Origin of the sequence: Roseateles microcysteis (assembly GCF_036880965.1) — a bacterium.
Classification (GTDB): Bacteria; Pseudomonadota; Gammaproteobacteria; order Burkholderiales; family Burkholderiaceae_C; genus JAUASW01.
The window spans coordinates 446,162-462,019 of the sequence record NZ_JBAJMV010000003.1 but is presented as its reverse complement, the minus strand read 5'-3'; the positions used below and the strand labels follow the sequence as shown (position 1 = coordinate 462,019).

Annotated in this window: 16 protein-coding genes; 7 read left to right on the top strand and 9 right to left on the bottom strand. The window is 67.2% G+C overall.

What is annotated here, in order from left to right:
- Positions 1-14: 14 nt before the first annotated feature.
- From V3596_RS11145 to V3596_RS11135, 3 genes are all read right to left on the bottom strand, one after another.
- Positions 15-482 (bottom strand): nuclear transport factor 2 family protein, encoded by a 468-nt coding sequence (locus tag V3596_RS11145; RefSeq protein WP_334277805.1) that lies wholly within the window; start codon positions 480-482, stop codon positions 15-17.
- A 127-nt stretch (positions 483-609) separates the two neighbouring features.
- The gene (locus V3596_RS11140) at positions 610-1,521 is read right to left on the bottom strand and encodes a hypothetical protein (protein WP_334277804.1); all 912 of its coding nucleotides are present in this window, start codon (positions 1,519-1,521) and stop codon (positions 610-612) included.
- Positions 1,522-1,624: 103 nt separating this feature from the next.
- On the bottom strand, positions 1,625-2,119 hold the full coding sequence (locus tag V3596_RS11135; RefSeq protein WP_334277803.1) for a Dps family protein: 495 nt from the start codon (positions 2,117-2,119) through the stop codon (positions 1,625-1,627).
- Between the two features lie 150 nt (positions 2,120-2,269).
- Between V3596_RS11135 and V3596_RS11130 the strand changes: the two genes are divergently transcribed.
- Complete coding sequence (locus tag V3596_RS11130) at positions 2,270-3,097, top strand: hypothetical protein (RefSeq protein ID WP_334277802.1); 828 nt, start codon at positions 2,270-2,272, stop codon at positions 3,095-3,097.
- Here V3596_RS11130 and V3596_RS11125 read toward each other — a convergent pair.
- From V3596_RS11125 to V3596_RS11110, 4 genes are all read right to left on the bottom strand, one after another.
- The gene (locus V3596_RS11125) at positions 3,094-3,321 is read right to left on the bottom strand and encodes a hypothetical protein (protein ID WP_334277801.1); all 228 of its coding nucleotides are present in this window, start codon (positions 3,319-3,321) and stop codon (positions 3,094-3,096) included. The two genes, V3596_RS11130 and V3596_RS11125, sit on opposite strands and share 4 nt — an antisense overlap.
- Positions 3,322-3,438: 117 nt before the next feature.
- On the bottom strand, positions 3,439-5,577 hold the full coding sequence (katG, locus tag V3596_RS11120; RefSeq protein WP_334277800.1) for a catalase/peroxidase HPI: 2,139 nt from the start codon (positions 5,575-5,577) through the stop codon (positions 3,439-3,441).
- 158 nt (positions 5,578-5,735) lie between these two features.
- Complete coding sequence (locus V3596_RS11115) at positions 5,736-6,881, bottom strand: trypsin-like serine protease (RefSeq protein ID WP_334277799.1); 1,146 nt, start codon at positions 6,879-6,881, stop codon at positions 5,736-5,738.
- Positions 6,882-7,069: 188 nt separating this feature from the next.
- Positions 7,070-7,990: a hydrogen peroxide-inducible genes activator gene (locus tag V3596_RS11110; RefSeq protein ID WP_334277798.1), complete on the bottom strand. Its 921-nt coding sequence runs from the start codon at positions 7,988-7,990 to the stop codon at positions 7,070-7,072.
- A gap of 130 nt (positions 7,991-8,120) precedes the next feature.
- Here V3596_RS11110 and panB point away from each other — a divergent pair, with 130 nt between their 5' ends.
- Together panB and panC are read left to right on the top strand one after the other, a co-directional pair.
- Positions 8,121-8,936: a 3-methyl-2-oxobutanoate hydroxymethyltransferase gene (gene panB, locus V3596_RS11105; protein WP_334277796.1), complete on the top strand. Its 816-nt coding sequence runs from the start codon at positions 8,121-8,123 to the stop codon at positions 8,934-8,936.
- 16 nt (positions 8,937-8,952) lie between these two features.
- Positions 8,953-9,780 carry a pantoate--beta-alanine ligase gene (gene panC / locus V3596_RS11100; RefSeq protein WP_334277795.1) on the top strand — a complete coding sequence of 276 codons (828 nt, stop codon included), beginning with the start codon at positions 8,953-8,955 and terminating at the stop codon, positions 9,778-9,780.
- A 37-nt stretch (positions 9,781-9,817) separates the two neighbouring features.
- Here panC and V3596_RS11095 read toward each other — a convergent pair whose 3' ends face one another.
- Positions 9,818-10,297, bottom strand: a complete 480-nt coding sequence (locus V3596_RS11095) for an FKBP-type peptidyl-prolyl cis-trans isomerase (RefSeq protein WP_334277794.1) — start codon at positions 10,295-10,297, stop codon at positions 9,818-9,820.
- 191 nt (positions 10,298-10,488) lie between these two features.
- Between V3596_RS11095 and V3596_RS11090 the strand changes: the two genes are divergently transcribed.
- From V3596_RS11090 to V3596_RS11080, 3 genes are read left to right on the top strand one after another with little or no spacing between them, the layout of a single operon-like run.
- Complete coding sequence (locus V3596_RS11090; RefSeq protein ID WP_334277793.1) at positions 10,489-11,139, top strand: peptidylprolyl isomerase; 651 nt, start codon at positions 10,489-10,491, stop codon at positions 11,137-11,139.
- Between the two features lie 6 nt (positions 11,140-11,145).
- The gene (locus V3596_RS11085) at positions 11,146-12,213 is read left to right on the top strand and encodes a hypothetical protein (protein WP_334277791.1); all 1,068 of its coding nucleotides are present in this window, start codon (positions 11,146-11,148) and stop codon (positions 12,211-12,213) included.
- Between the two features lie 5 nt (positions 12,214-12,218).
- The gene (locus tag V3596_RS11080) at positions 12,219-12,848 is read left to right on the top strand and encodes an ABC transporter ATP-binding protein (RefSeq protein ID WP_334277790.1); all 630 of its coding nucleotides are present in this window, start codon (positions 12,219-12,221) and stop codon (positions 12,846-12,848) included.
- On the opposite strand, the gene V3596_RS11075 is transcribed toward V3596_RS11080, so the two are convergent.
- The gene (locus V3596_RS11075; protein WP_334277789.1) at positions 12,845-14,497 is read right to left on the bottom strand and encodes an SMP-30/gluconolactonase/LRE family protein; all 1,653 of its coding nucleotides are present in this window, start codon (positions 14,495-14,497) and stop codon (positions 12,845-12,847) included. The two genes, V3596_RS11080 and V3596_RS11075, sit on opposite strands and share 4 nt — an antisense overlap.
- Before the next feature lie 88 nt (positions 14,498-14,585).
- Here V3596_RS11075 and V3596_RS11070 point away from each other — a divergent pair, with 88 nt between their 5' ends.
- On the top strand, positions 14,586-15,827 hold the full coding sequence (locus V3596_RS11070; RefSeq protein WP_334277788.1) for a cytochrome-c peroxidase: 1,242 nt from the start codon (positions 14,586-14,588) through the stop codon (positions 15,825-15,827).
- Positions 15,828-15,858: the final 31 nt, after the last annotated feature.

Below are 15,858 nucleotides of genomic sequence, written 5' to 3'. Positions count from 1 at the left end.
GGGAGGGCGCCCATTCACTGCGTCAGTGGGTGGTGCTCATAGCTGAGCACCCGCATCATTTCCCAGCGCTCGCCCTTGCGCTGCCAGACGTTCACATACTTGCCCTGGCCCTCGCAGCGGCTGCCGTCCGGGGTGCAGAACTTGTGATCGCCCATCTGGATCGCGCCGAATTTCTCCAGTGGATAGACCACCATCGTGCCGGCGATCGGCTCGCGGCGGAACTTGCCGCAGACATTGTTCCTGACCGCCTTGATGAAGGCCTGGCGCGAGCGCATCAGGCCGTTCTTGTCGTGGAAGAACTCCAGGTCCTCGGCCACCATCCCGGTGAGCTTCTCTATCTTGCAGTTGTTGAAGGCGTCGAAGAATTCCTTATCCAGGGCCTCGACCTGGCGGGACAGTTCCTCGCGGGTCGGCTCGGCAGCCCAGGTGGCGTTGCTGGCCAACAGCAGCGCGGCAGCAAGAGCCGGGATCAAACGGGACATGGGGCGCATTGATAGCCTCTTGAATGAGTCTGTCCACGCGGAATGCGTGTGAGCGGTGCAGTGTGCCGACCTCGCCTGCGGTGACGGGTCAGCGGCCGACGGACGGCAGTATCAGCCTGCCGAGATGTCACCGTGGCGAGGGCCGCCAGCTGCCTTCCTGCTCGCGCTTGGGGCCGCCGATCACCAGCTGCGGCCGCGGCTCGCCCTGCAGGGGTACGGCCAGCAGGTCCATGTTGTTGGCATCTGCGCCGACGAGTGACGGGCCGGTGACCAGCAACCAGCGGCCATCCGCCGACCAGCGCGGATACCAGTTCTTGCCCTCGGCCCGCAGCGTGCGGCGCTCGCTGCCGTCGGGCCTGATCAATTGCAGCTGGGCGCTGCCCTTGCCAGCGTCGGAGTAGAAGGCGATCCACTGCCCGTCGGGCGAGAAGCTGGGTGAACCATTGTGGATGTCTTGCGCGCTGTCCTGTGTCAGCCGCCGTTCATTGCTGCCATCGCGGTCCACGATGAAGAGCTCGGCCCCCTTGCCGTCGACCTGGCGGGAGAAGACCAGCCGGCGGCTGTCGGGCGACCAGCTGGCGCCGGCCGAGGTCTTCAGCGACGCGATGGGCAGGCGGCGCTGCTCGCTGCCGTCAGGCTTCATCAGGTAAAGATGGGCGGCGCGCTCAGTCTCGCCGGCTTCCTTGCGCCAGGAGGTGAAGACGATCTCCCGGCCATCGGGTGACCACTCGGCCAGGTAGTCAGGCTCCGGATCGTTCGTCAGCTGGCGCGGCTCGCCGCCAGCCAGGTCCATTGCGTAGATGTCGAGATTGCCCGCGCGCCGGCTCTGGAAGACGATGCGTTGGCCGTCCGGCGCCCATGCCGGCCAGTTGCCTGGGCCACTGGCAAGCTTCTCGGGCTCGCTCTGGCCGGCCCTCAGCAGGTAGAGGGCGGCCGCGCCGTCACGCGTGGCGCTGAACAGCAGATCAGCAGCGGGCGGCGCCGTCGGCACCGCCACGCAGCCGGCCAGAGTCAGCACGGCGAGCGCGGCGGACTTCATCATCACTCCTCCAGCAGGCTGCGCAGCATCCATGCCGTCTGTTGGCTGCGCCGACAGCCTGCGGGCACGAGTCCGCGCCGTAAGCCTTGCGGCTTGCAGATGCTCATTCTTCAAGAAGACTCCTGAGCATCCAAGCAGTCTGTTCATGCACCGTGATCCGCTGCGTCAAGAGGTCGGCCGTCGGCTCGTCCGAAGCCTTCTCCACCGCCGGGAACAGGCTGCGCGCCGTGCGGGCGACGCCCTCGTGGCCTTGCATCAGGATGCGCACCATCTCCAGCGCCTTGGGCGGCGTGGCCGGCGCGTCCTTCAGGGAGCTGAGCTTGGCGAACTGGGCATAGGAGCCCGGCGCCACATGGCCCAGCGAGCGGATGCGCTCGGCCACCGGGTCCACCGCGTTCCAGAGCTCGGTGTACTGGGCCATGAACATCGCGTGCAGCGAATTGAACATGGGCCCGGTCACGTTCCAGTGGAAGTTGTGCGTGGTCAGGTAGAGCGTGTAGGTGTCGGCCAGCAGCTTGGAAAGACCGGCCGCGATGGCGGCGCGGTCCTTCTCGCTGATGCCGATGTTGATCGTGGAGGCGGGGGCTTTCTTGGCCATGGCGGGTCCTTGAAGTGGGTGGAGGTCGCTGGGTCGCAGCCATGCTAAGGGATTTGCTGCCCTGACGCTGGCCGGCGCTCGCCGGGCTTGGTTCGGCAGCGCACAGACGAGGCTCGGTCGCAACCGCAGGCTTGCGGCAACGGAATGCCCATGCCTGCCAACTCCTTTGATGCCAATCCAGCCGAGGGCGATGCCCCACAGACTGCGCCCAGCCCACGCCGAAGTCTGACCACCGGTCATCGCGCGATCGTCCTGGGCGCCGTCGTGGCGGTGACGCTGATCTTCAGCGCCGGGTTCGGCTGGTCTGCACCGGCGCCGCATCCCTGGCTGGGCTTCGCGGGCGGCATTCCAAGTGACCAGGCCCTGTGGAAGCTGGCCGGTGTGCAGCTGCTGGCTGCCGGGCTGTGTGGCTACCTGGCCGGGCAACGGCGCCATCATGTAGCGGTCGGCATGCGGCACGAACAGCGCGATGCCGTCGTCGCCTGGCTGCTTGCCCTGATGGTGCTTGCCATGCTGACGGTTTTCGTTGGCGATGCCAATCGCCGCGGCGCCGCTTTTGTGGAGATGCCTCACGATGTCTTGATGCGGCATGTCAATGGCTTGTTCCAAAGCCCGCAGGCCGCCAGCCTGGCGCCGCTGACGCCCGAGGCGGAGCTTGCGGCCCGGCGTGCCGTGAATGAGGTGGCCGAGACCTTCATCAACGCCGGTCAGATGAGCTCGCTGCCGCCGTCCGACCTGCGCTACGTGGGCCGGCTGGTCGCGTTGCGCACCGGGCTGGGTCAGCGCGAGGCGGAGTTGCGCGTGCGTGCGGCTCATGGACTGGCCAAGCAGGACTTGCAACAACTGGACGCAAACATCCAGGCCATCGAGGACCGCCGGTTCCATACCGCCTTGGTGGGTTCTCTGTGGCTGTGCGTCTCCCTGCTGGCGGGCGCGTTTGTGGCGAGCAAGGCCGCGATGTGCGGTCGTCGGCGCTAGAGGACTTGTCGGCGTGCGCCGTCGCTGCGCTGCGTCTGCAGCCTGCGCCGACGGCCCTCCCAGCCACACTCGGCCGTCACGCAGCGAAAGCGCAGCACAGGTATCAGCGTGTCGATCAGCATGTCGATGGCATGGCGATGCACGCGCCGCAGGGGCCCGCCGCATTGCGGGCAGACGGGGCGATGCTGTGCATCTTCAGTAGTCAGGTAGCGAGGGCTGTTCATTGCGCATCTCCGGCACAGGCGCCGTAGCGCCAATGCCTTCGACTCTCGCCCCACGCGGCGGCCGGCGCTGTGCGCTACCGCACATGCCGACCGCCGATTGCTGCCCGCGCATGCAGCTCAAGTCAGATCGAAACGGTCCAGGTTCATCACCTTGACCCAGGCTGCAACAAAGTCCCGCACCAGCTTGCCTTGGCCGTCCGCGCTGGCATAGACCTCGGCATAGGCGCGCAGCACGGAGTTGGAACCGAAGATCAGGTCGTTGCGCGTGCCCGTGTACTTCACGGCGCCAGTCTTGCGATCACGGCCCTCGAAGAGTTCAGCCTCGCCGTCAACCGCCTTCCAGGCCAGGTTCATGTCGAGCAGCTTGACGAAGAAGTCGTTGCTCAGGACCCCGACCTTTTCGGTGAACACGCCATGCTTGCTGTCGTCGGCATTGGCGCCGAGTACCCGCAGGCCGCCGACCAGGGCCGTCATCTCCGGCGCGGTGAGCGTCAGCAGCTGGGCGCGGTCGATCAGCAGCGCCTCGGTGGCTGCGCCGAGCTTGCCCGCCCCGTAGTTGCGGAATCCATCCACCACCGGCTCCAGCACGGCGAAGGATTCGACATCGGTCTGCGCCTGCGTGGCGTCCACTCGGCCCGGGGCGAACGGCACTTCCAGCGTCACGCCCGCCGCCTTGGCCGCCTGCTCGATGCCGACGCCACCGGCCAGCACGATCACATCGGCCAGCGAGAGCTTGCCGGCGATGCCCGCAAGCAGGGCCACGGCCTTGGCCACGCCCTGGTTGATCGCCCAGTCCTTCTGCGGCGCCAGCGCGATGCGCGCGCCATTGGCGCCGCCGCGCTTGTCGCCACCCCGGAAGGTGGAGGCCGAGGCCCAGGCCACCGAGACCAGCTCGGACACCGACAGGCCGGAGGCCGCGATCCGCGCCTTGGCATCGGCAATGTCGGCCGCTGTGGGCGCGAGCGTCGCGGCCGGCAGCGGGTCCTGCCACAGCAGCTCTTCCTTCGGCACTTCCGGGCCCAGGTAGCGAGCCTTGGGGCCCATGTCGCGGTGGGTCAGCTTGAACCAGGCACGGGCGAAGGCCTCGGCAAAGGCCTGCGGGTCCTCGAGGAAGCGCTTGGAAATCTTGCCGAACTCGGGGTCGAAGCGCAGCGTCAGGTCGGTGGTCAGCATCGTGGGCTTGTGGAACAGGCCCTTCACATGCGCATCCGGAATGATGTCCTCGGCGTCCTTGGCCACCCATTGCTTGGCGCCAGCCGGCGACCTGACCATGTCCCATTCGTACTTGAACAGGTTCTCGAAGAAGTTGTTGCTCCACAGCGCCGGCGTCTTGGTCCAGGTGACCTCGAGGCCGCTGGAGACCGTGTCCTTGCCATGGCCGCTGCCGAAATTGCTGGTCCAGCCGAGGCCCTGCTCGTGGATCTCTGCACCTTCGGGCTCGGCGCCCTTGTGCGACTCGGGCGCCGCGCCATGGGCCTTGCCGAAGGTGTGGCCACCGGCTATCAGGGCGACGATCTCTTCGTCGTCCATCGCCATGTTGTTGAAGGTGGCGCGGATGTCCTTGGCGGCGGCCAGGTAGTCGCCGCTCGCGTTCGGGCCTTCCGGGTTCACATAGATCAGGCCCATGTGGGTGGCGGCGAGGTTCTTGTCCAGCTCCCGGTCGCCATGGAAGCGCTTGTCAGTGGCCAGCCAGCTCGTTTCGGCGCCGAAATTCACGTCCATGTCCGGCTCCCACACGTCCTCGCGGCCACCGGCAAAGCCGAAGGTGCGAAAGCCCATGCTTTCCAGGGCCACATTGCCGGCGAGGATGAAGAGGTCGGCCCAGGAAATCTTCTGGCCGTACTTCTGCTTGATCGGCCAGAGCAGGCGGCGGCTCTTGTCGATGTTGACGTTGTCAGGCCAGGAATTGAGCGGCGCGAAACGCTGCTGGCCGCGCCCGCCACCGCCGCGGCCGTCCAGCGTGCGGTAGGTGCCGGCCGCATGCCAGGCCATGCGCACCATCTGAGGGCCGTAGTGGCCGAAGTCGGCCGGCCACCAGTCCTGGCTGTCGGTCATCAGCTTGACCAGGTCTGCCTTCAGGGCCTTGTAGTCGAGCTTCTTGAACTCGGCGGCGTAGTCAAAGCCTTCGCCCAGCGGATGGGACTTGTTCGAATGCTGGTTCAGGAGCTCAACGCGGAGCTGCTTGGGCCACCAGTCCTTGTTGGTGGTGCCGCCACCTGCTGCGTGGTGGAAGGGGCATTTGGCTTCGCTGGTCATCGTGGATCTCCGCTGAGTGCAGGCTGGGCTGCGATGGCGGCAACGATAGGCCCATGCTCCGGGGCTGGCAATTTGAATGGCTCAACCGCGGCGATAGCCAAAAAGATGGGGCCGCCTCCAGGCTGGAGGCGGCCCCGGTTTCAATCAGCGGCGAGGGCTCAGCCTTGCTGCTTCTTGCGGCGGGTCAGACCCAGGCCCAGCAGGCCCAGGCCCACCAGGGCCATGCTGGCCGGCTCAGGAATGAAGCTGGAGCGGATGAAGTCGGCATGGATCGAGGTCGGCACGAAGCCGTTGAACTCGCCGAAGCTGCTGTTCAGGCCTGGGTTGATGTCGCCGTAGAAGCCGCCGAAGCTCAGGCCGAACGAGGTCACCGATGCGACCTTTCCGTCGACGAACTCAGGGCCGCCGGAGTCGCCGCCGGCGCTGGACACCTCGTCGGCACCCACGCCCAGGTCGCAGTACTTGCCGGAGGCCGGCAAGCCCAGGCCCAGCACCACGGTGCGGCAGCTGGCGTCGTTGGCGTCCTGGCCGTTGTCGAAGTCCGCCAGGTAGGTGTACTCGATCTGCGACGAGGGTTCACCCAGCACATCGCTCCAGACCGTGTGGCCGTCCGGGAACAGGAAATCGTCGTCGCCCATGCGGAAGTCGTAGCGGTTGTCGCCCTGGCGCAGGCGGCCCGTACCCAGGTTGGTACCCACAGTGCCGCCGGTGTTGGAGCGGCCGCCGTAGCCGGCAATGTTGTAGCCCTGACCGGTCAGGTCGCTGGTGTAGAGGTCATAGGTGCTGATCGACGAGTCGACCCAGTTGTCCAGGGTCAGCACGGCGATGTCGTTCTGGTCGATCACGTGGCCGGTGTAGGCCGAGTGCACCTTGTAGTTGCTCACGGCATAGCTGAAGCTGGGCGCGGCGAGCGGGACGGTGTCCGGATTGGTGCCGTTGTAGAAATAGACGGTCGTGCTCAGCGGACGGTCGGCCGAGCCGTCGCTGACGCAGTGGGCGGCGGTCAGGATGGTGCGACGGTCTTCCATCAGCGAGCCGGTGCAGATGAAGGAACCGGCGGCGCCGTAGTTCATGATCAAGGTGGCCACGCCGCTGTACTGGGGCATGGGTGCAAAGTAGCGCGGATCGCCGCCGGCAGCGCCGGTGGCCGTGGAGGTCACGCCGACGATATTGCTCTGGGCGCTCCAGCTCAGGTCGCCATAGCTGCCGGAAACGGTTCGGGTGTCCAGGGCCAGGGCGGGGTTGGCCGCGGCCAATGCGGCAGCTGCCAGTGCCGCCACCAGGGCGGTACGCTTGTTGATCATGGTAGTGATCCCTCTGATTCAGTCTTGTTGTTGGACGATCAGCCGGGGTGGCCGGCGACCGACGCCGCCGGATGTCGTGAACTAATGCTCACATACTGGCGGTGCGGGCGCAGCATAAGGCTGATCGGTGCGGCCTGCGCCCGTGATGCCCGCAAATGAAGGGCGGGGTTTGCCCGAATTTGCAGGGCTCAGGACAGCCGCGTCACCCCGCCCAGCTCGCAGGCGTAGATCGCGTTGCGCAGCGCTGCGATGGCCTCGTAGCGGGTGAAGGTGCGACGCCAGGCCAGCACCACGCGGCGGCTGGGGATGGGCGCCTCAAACGGAACGAAGCGCAGGTGGGGCGAAGGATGGGGCGGTACGCTCAAGCTGGGCACGACGGTCACGCCCATGCCCGAAGCCACCATGTGCTTGATCGTCTCCAGCGAGCTGCCTTCGAAGCTCTTGCGAATGCCTTCGGCGTCGGACGAGAAGCGGGCGAACTCGGGGCAGACCTCGAGCACATGGTCGCGGAAGCAGTGGCCGGTGCCGAGCAGGAGCATGGTTTCCTTCTTCAGCTCGGCGGCGCTGATGCTTTCGCGCCCGGCAAACGGGTGGCTGGCGGGCACGGCCACGACAAAGGGCTCGTCATACAGCGGTGCGATGGCGAGACCCGTGTCCGGAAAGGGCTCGGCCATGATGGCGCAGTCCAGCTCGCCGGTGCGCAGCATCTCCAGCAGCTTGACGGTGAAGTTCTCCTGCAGCATCAGGGGCATCTGCGGGTAGAGCTCGATGGTCTGCTTGACCAGCGCCGGCAGGAGGTAGGGGCCAATCGTGTAGATGATGCCCAGCTTCAGGGCGCCAGCGAGCGGGTCCTTGCCGCGCTTGGCGATCTCCTTGATCGCACCGGCCTGCTCGATCACGGCCTGCGCCTGCCGCACGATCTCTTCGCCCAATGGGGTGACCGAGACCTCGGCCGCGCCGCGCTCGAAGATCTTGACGTCCAGCTCTTCCTCGAGCTTCTTGATCGCCACGCTCAGCGTTGGCTGCGACACGAAGCAGGCCTCGGCCGCGCGGCCGAAGTGCCGTTCGCGGGCGACTGCAACGATGTAACGCAACTCGGTGAGGGTCATGCGGGCTCCGACAACTTGAGCGCCGAGCCTAACCCGAGGGCCCCTCCGTGCAAACCCGGGGTGCCACCGCTACACTGCGCCCCGCCTGCCGTTTCGGCATTTTCGCGCCCAATCCGGGCGCACAGCGCCCATGAACACGACCACCGAAAGAAAGTCCGTCACGCTGCAGCGCCTGCTGGACATGCATGCCAGCGGGGACAAGATCGCCATGCTGACCTGCTACGACGCGGCCTTCGCCAGCTTGCTGGACGAAGCCGGCGTTGACGTTCTGCTGGTGGGTGACTCGCTGGGCAATGTGCTGCAAGGCCAGACCAGCACGGTGCCGGTGAGCCTGGCCGACATGGTCTATCACACGGCCAGCGTGGCCCGCGGCCGCAAGAGCGCCTGGGTGATCGGCGACATGCCCTTCGACAGCTACCAGGCCTCCACGGCGGAAGCCTGGAAGAGCGCGGCTGCGCTCGTGAAGGCCGGCGCCCACATGGTCAAGCTCGAAGGCGGCGGCTGGACGGCCGAGACGGTGCGCTTCCTGGTCGAGCGTGGCATCCCGGTCTGTGCCCACCTCGGCTTCACGCCGCAGACGGTCACCGCGCTGGGCGGCTACAAGGTCCAGGGCCGCGATGAAGCCGGCGCCGCCCTGCTGAAGAAGCAGGCGCATGAGCTGGCCGCTGCCGGCGCGCAGATGCTGGTGCTGGAGATGGTGCCCGCCGCCCTGGCCGCCGAATTGACGGCCGAGCTGCAGATTCCCGTGATCGGCATCGGTGCGGGTGTGGGTTGCTCGGGCCAGGTGCTCGTGCTGCACGACATGCTGGACATCACGCCCGGCCGCCGCCCGCGCTTCGTCAAGAACTTCATGCAGGGCGCATCCTCGGTGCAGGATGCCGTACGCCGCTATGTGGCGGAAGTGAAGGCGCAGACCTTCCCGCAAGACGACCTGCACGGCTATTGAGGCGATCGACCGACCGATGAAGCTGATCCACACCATCGCCGAGTTGCGCGCCGAGCTGGCGGGCCGGACGGGCCGCGCCTTCGTGCCGACCATGGGCAATCTGCATGAGGGCCATCTGGCCCTGGTGCGCCAGGCTCGCAGCGCGACGGCCGGCCCGGTGATCGCCAGCATCTTCGTCAACCGGCTGCAGTTCCTGCCGCACGAAGACTTCGACCGCTATCCGCGCACGCTGGAGAACGACTGCCGGATGCTGGAGAGCGCCGGTTGCGACCTCGTTTTCGCGCCGGACGAGCGTGAGCTCTATCCCGAGCCGCAGGGCTACAAGGTGCATCCGCCGGCCGAGCTGGCCGACATTCTGGAAGGCCATTTCCGGCCCGGCTTCTTCACCGGGGTCAGCACGGTCGTTCACAAGCTGTTCAACATCGTCCAGCCGCAGCTGGCCGTGTTCGGCAAGAAGGACTACCAGCAGCTGATGGTCATCCGCCGCATGGTGGCGCAGATGGCGCTGCCCATCGAGATCATCGGCGGCGAGACCTGCCGCAGCGAGCAGGGCCTGGCGCTGTCGTCACGCAATGGCTACCTGAGCGACGCGGAGAAGGTCGAGGCGCTGCGCCTGTCAGCCACGCTGAAGTCCTTGATCGCCGGCTGGCAGGCTGGCCGCCGCGACGTGGCGCCGCTGGAAACCGAGGCCCTGGAGGCCTTGCGCGCCCATGGCTGGCAGCCCGACTACGTTGTGCTGCGCCGCCAGCGCGACCTGGGCGCGCCCTTGGACGGCGAGCCGCTGGTGGCCCTGGCCGCTGCGAAGCTGGGCGCTACCCGGTTGATCGACAACCTGGAGCTGTAAGCTCTTCGGACTTGCTAGATGGAGGCCACGCTGGCCTTCAGTTGATCGACAGCAGTTCGACGTCGAAAACCAAGGCGGCGGCGCCCGGGATGGACCCTTTGCCGGCACTGCCATAGCCCAACGATGCAGGGATGATCAGTTGGCGCTTGCCGCCTACCTTCATGCCGACCAGGCCTTGGTCCCAGCCCTTGATCACCAGCCCCATGCCGAAGACGATTTCCTCGGGCTTGTTGCGGTCGACCGAGCTGTCGAACTTGGTGCCCTTGAAATCGGCCTTGCTCTGGTCATAGAGCCAACCCGTGTAGTGCACCATCACAGCATTGGCGGTGGCGATGGTGGCACCGGTACCGACCTTGATGTCGGTCGTCTTCAAGGCCGTGACAGACGACCAGCCGTAGGGATCGCTGTTGCCGGACGAGCCGCCATCGCCGCCGCCACCACCGCAGGCGGAGAGGGCCAGACCGAGGGCCAGGGCGGACAGCGTGGCGCGGCGGGAGATCAGGGACTTCGTGAACATCGGAGCAGCTCGGGTGGCAGAAAACAGGTCGGCGGACTATAGCCGCGCGCGCTGATCGCCCGTCGGCAAGGGGTGGCAGCAGTCGCCCTGCGACACTTGCGCTGCCGCGATTGGTGACCTTGGTCAGGTGAGCGGCGCCTCCCGGACAATGCTGAAACCCGAGCCTCGGGCTCCTTTCCTTCCCTAACTTCATGACGCTGACTTCCCTCGCAATCGCGCGCCGCACGCTGCTCCTGGCTGCCTGTTCCCTGGCTCTCACCGCCTGTGGTGGTGGTGGCTCCTCCTCTTCCGGTGGCGGAACCCCCGGCATGCCGGCACCGGTGCCGGCCGTGACGCTGACGGTCACGCACAAGATCCGCATCACGACCAACAAGGGCGTGATCGACCTGGGCCTGGACGCGACGCACGCGCCCACCACGGTCGCCAACTTCCTCAAGTACGTCAACGACGGCTTCTACAAGGACACGATCTTCCACCGCGTGATCTCGAACTTCGTGATCCAGGGGGGCGGCGTTGTCCGCACGGCCAACGGGCTGGTCGAGAAGACCGCGACCTATGCGCCCATCGTGCTGGAAAGCAATACCGGCCTGCGCAATGTGCGCGGCACGATTGCCATGGCCCGCACCAATATCGCCAACAGCGCGACCAGCCAGTTCTATATCAACGTGGTGGACAACGCGAGCCTGAACTATCCCGGCGCCGACAACGGCGGCGGCTATGCCGTCTTCGGCATGGTGACGGCGGGCCTGGACGTGGTGGATGCGATCAAGGGCGTGCAGACCGGCGCCAATGACGTGCCCGTCGCCGACGTGGTCATCACCGACGTCAAAGTCTTGCCTTGACCTGACATGACACCAGCCCACATGCGCCTGCGCTACAGCGCTGCGGCGTTGTGGGCCCTGGCGCGCCGCTGGGGCGCCTTCGTGCTGGTGTTGGCGGCCCTGCTGGGCCAGTACGCCGGCCAGGCGATTGGCTGGCCGGCGCTGCCGCTTTTCTGGGCCGTCAGCTTGCCGCTGTGGCCGGGCATTGCGGTGGTGGTGGCACACGCGCTCGTCGCGACGATGCTCTCCTGGGCCCTGCGTGACGCGCTGCTGCCCCGCCATTGGCTGGAGGCCGAGCGTGCCTTGCCCCAGCCGCGTGCAGCGGTGTACCGCGCCGACGCTGCAGTCGTGGCGCTGGCGCAGGCGCCGCTGCTCCTGCTGCATGCGCTCTCCTGGCTCAGCTGGCGCCTGCATCAGCCGGCCTGGATGCATGGCCTCTGGCTCGGCTCGGCTGTGGCGTTTGCCGCCTCGCTGCTGCTGGGGCTGGCGCTGGGTGTGCTGCTCCTGCGGTGGCGGCGTCAGCCCGGGCGCGCACGCTGGATGCGGGGTACCCAGATCGCCTCGGCAAGCCGGCCGCGGGTCTGGGCTGCCTTGCTCCTGATGCCTCTGTGGCGCGGCCCTGCGCGGCCCTTGGGTCTGTGGCTGCTTGCCGTGGCCACCGGCCTGCTCATCTGCCTGCAGCAGGCCTGGCATGCACCCGAGCATCTGCGCTGGTGGCTGGCGGGCTATGCCTTCGTCGCCTTGCTCGGCAGCAGCCGTGCCTTGGCGCTGGCCGAACGTGATCTGCAAGGCCTTGTGGACGCCAGCCTGCCCTTGCCGCTGCCAGCACGAGCCTGGCACCATGCCCGCCGCATGCTGGCGCTGGCGCCCGTGCTGCTCTGCTGGCCACTGCTGCTGCTCATGATGCTGGCCGGCCCCTGGCAGCTCGCGCCCCTGGCCGGGCCGCTGTCCCTGTTGGCCGCATTGCTGGCGCCCGTGCTGGCGCTCTATCTGCCAGCAGACCCTGGCCGCAAGGGCGACGAGATCCGCGCAGCGCGCTGGCTCTTGTTCCTGGCCGTCTGGATCGTGCTGGTCACCGAATGCCTGAAAGCCTGAAGCCCATGAGCGAAGCTGCTCCCTTGCTCTCCACCACCTCGCTGAGCATTGCCTATGAGCGCCGCCGCGTCGTCGATCTCTGGAGCCAGGATTTCGGACCCGGCCTGTGCTGGATGCGCGGCCCCAATGGCACGGGAAAGTCCACGCGGCTGAAGTTGCTGGCCGGTGCGTTGCAGCCGCAATGGGGCACGGCTCGCATTGCCGGCATCGACTTGATCAAGCAGCCGCTGGACTACCGGCGCGAGGTCTTCTTTGTCGCTGCCGAGCCGCCACCGTTCGAGCACCTGAGCCCGGCCGAGCGCTTCGGCTTCCTGGCGCGGCTCTACCCGCATGCCGACGCGGCCGTCTGGCAGCGCCATGTCGAAGGCTTCGGCCTGCAGGCCTTCCTGAATCAGCCGCTGCGCGCGCTCTCTACGGGCACGCAACACAAGGCCGCCCTTGCGGCCGCGCTGGCCTTGGGCACGCGGCTGCTGCTGCTGGATGAGCCCTTGATCGCGCTCGACGCCGCTTCGCATGCCCATCTGCAAGAGGCCTTGGCCGAGGCCTCTGCCTGGCGCGAGCGGCTGTGCCTGGTGGTCAGCCATGAAGCGCTGGGCGTGGAGCCCAGCACGGTCATCGAACTCGAAGCAGCCTAGGCACCGATGGCGTGCAACTGCGCGCCGTTGACCGCATAGACGAGGCCGCCCGGGCCTATCAGGCTGGGCGTGTAGGCCTGGCCGATGCCGTCATTCATCTTGACGTTTTCGGTCAGGTCATTGGCACGGAAGTCCCAGCGGTAGATCCGGCCATCCTCGTTGTTGACCAGGGCTGCGCCGGTCTGCAGGTCGACTACCGCCGTGTTGACGCACCATTCGCGCACACCCTGGCCGGTGCTGGTGTCAAAGGTCAGGCCGTTGGCGGTGAGGATTTCCTTCATCACCAGGACCTTGGCCTCGCTGGCGCCGGTGAAGCGGTCTTCCTGGCTGCTGAACGGGTCGACCACGGCCATCTGGTTCTGGCCGTTGCCGGTGCCGATGCCGGCGTAGTTGTTGTACTTGACCAGCAGCAGGTAGCTGGAGCTGCCGGTATAGCTGGGCACCAGGGCGGCTGGCACCACGGCCGGCGTGTCGTCCCAGCCGAAGGAGCCGGGAATCTTGGCCGTCGTCAGCCCGGCGTCGAAGTGCAGCAGCCAGCCGCGGCCGTTGTGGATGTCGCGCACGGCGTTGGTGACGCCGTAGTAGACGTCACCGTCGGGCCCGACCATGGGCGAGGCGGTCGAGATGTCGGTGACCCGCGCCGGCTGGTTGCCTTGCGGCTCGCGCAGCAACTGCTTGGCCTTGAAGGCCAGCGTGCCTGCGTCCAGCGCCATCAGATAGCCCGACTGGTTCGAACCGGCGCTCACCGATGAATTGACGACTACGTAGAGCGTCTTCTGGTCCAGCGACAGCGCCGGTGCCGCGTTTATCGCCGGCTGCGTCATTGTCGGGTCAGCGGCCAGCGCGGCGGCGCCCATCCACAGCCCGGAGCCGTCGGCCGCCACGCGGGCAAAGCCGCTGGACAGGCCGGCCGGGTTGCCGGCATTGGCCATGAAGCCGAAGAACACATTGCCCGCGTCGTCGACGGTCAGGGGCGTGCTGATCTTGATCTGCGTGTCCAGCGCCGTGGCATTGGCGCTGTAGACGGCATTGCCATAGAAGGCGATGCGGGTGATTGCGCCTGTCGCCAGGTCCACGTCGTCGCGGCGCAGGAGGCGGCCGCCGGACTCGGGAATGTAGACCCGCTTGTAGCGGTCCAGCGCGATGTTGAAGCTGGGCGTCCAGCTGCTGATCGGCAGGGTGTAGCCAGTGCTCTGCTCCCACAGCTTGGTGCCCGTGGCACCGGCGCGCGCCTCGACGATGAAGTCACCCTCGGCCGTGGTCTTGACCGGCACCAGCACGGTGTTGGCCGCCGAGATGGCCGGAGAGCCGTAGTGGATCAGCAGGAAGCCGCCGGAGCGGTAGGGCGGCACGCGATCAATGGGCGTGCTCCAGACGATGCGCTTGAGCGACTGGCTGGCAATGCTGCTCTGTGCCTGATGCTGGGCATTGCCCGCATAACCGGCCCAGGCCGGTGCGACCGCGGGGCCCGGTGCCGGGGCTGGCGCAGGTGTTGGCGCAGGCGTGGGTGCGGGCGTTGGTGCAGGGCTGGGGGCGGGGCTTGGCGCCGGGCTTGGCGCGCTGCTGCCACCACCACCGCCGCATCCGGCCAGCAGCACGGGCAGGCCCAGAGCCAGCACCTCGCGGCGGGTCTTCTTGCTGTCGCTCATGTCTTCGTCTCCTCAATCCGGATTTCTGATCAAGCCGCCGCACGTCGAGGTGCGGACTTGGGTGGTCGGAGGTTAGCATCGGCCCGCCATGAATCGCAGACCGCACAGCTACCTATTACTTTTGGCTCTCGGCCTGCTGCTGAGCCTCGGCGCTTGCGGTGGCGGTGGTGGCAGTTCGGCCGCTTCGGCCTCCGTGCCCACGCCCGCGCCGCCCGCTTCCACGCCAGCGCCGGTGCAGACGCTCAGCGCCATGGCTGCGCTCGGTGAGCGCGCCTTCAACGACCGCACGCTTTCGGGCTCGGGCCGCATGACCTGCGCCACCTGCCATGACCCTGACTTCGCGCATGGATCGCCCAATGCGCTGGCGGTGCAGATTGGCGGGCAATTCGAAAGCGAATTCGGCCAGCGCTCCGCGCCTTCCATCCGTTATCTGGAACGCCAGCCGGCCTTTGATCCGGTCGGGATCACCGGCGGCCTGACCGCTGATGGTCGGGCCGATTCCTTGGCGGCGCAATCGCACCTGGTGCTGTTCAATCCGCTGGAGTTTGACAACACCAGCGTGGAGCGCCTGGCCCAGCGTGTCCGCGCCTCGGTGATTGCCGCTGACTTCGCCAAGGTCTTCGGCACCGATGGCGACGCCGCCACCACGGTGGCCCAGCTGGAGCAGGCGCTGCAGGCCTTCCAGCTCGAGGACAAACGCCTGCATCCCTACGACAGCAAGTTCGATTGGGTGCAGGCCGGCAAGGAAACATTCACCGCGCCAGAGCAGCGCGGCCAGCAGGTCTTTCGCGACCCGGCGCGCGGCGCCTGCATCGGCTGCCACCTGGACACCAGCAGCGACGGCAAGCCACCGCTGTTCACCAACTTCGGCTATGTGGCCACCGGCGCGCCGCGCAACGCGAAGATTCCGGCCAATGCCGACCCGGCCTACTTCGACCTCGGCCTGTGCGGGCCGCTGCGCAAGGACCTGGCCCAGCGAGCCGAGCTGTGCGGCCTGTTCCGCACGCCGGGCCTGCGCAATGTGGCGCAGCGCCAGGTGTTCTTCCACAACGGCATCTTCAGCTCGCTGCCCCAGGTGCTGGACTTCTACAACACCCGCGACACCTCGCCCGAGCGCTGGTACCCGACGGTCGCCGGCAAGCTGCAGAAGTTCGACGACCTGCCGCCGGCCTACCGGGGCAATCTCTCCACGCTGCCGCCTTTCGCCGGCCTGCGCCCGGGCGACAAGCCGCCAATGAGCGCGCGCGACCTGCTGGACCTGGAGTGCTTCCTGATGACGCTCAGCGATGGCCATGTGATCGGCACGCCAGCCGTGGCCAGCTGCCGCTGATCGCCGCCTTCATCTGCCATTGATCGCACGA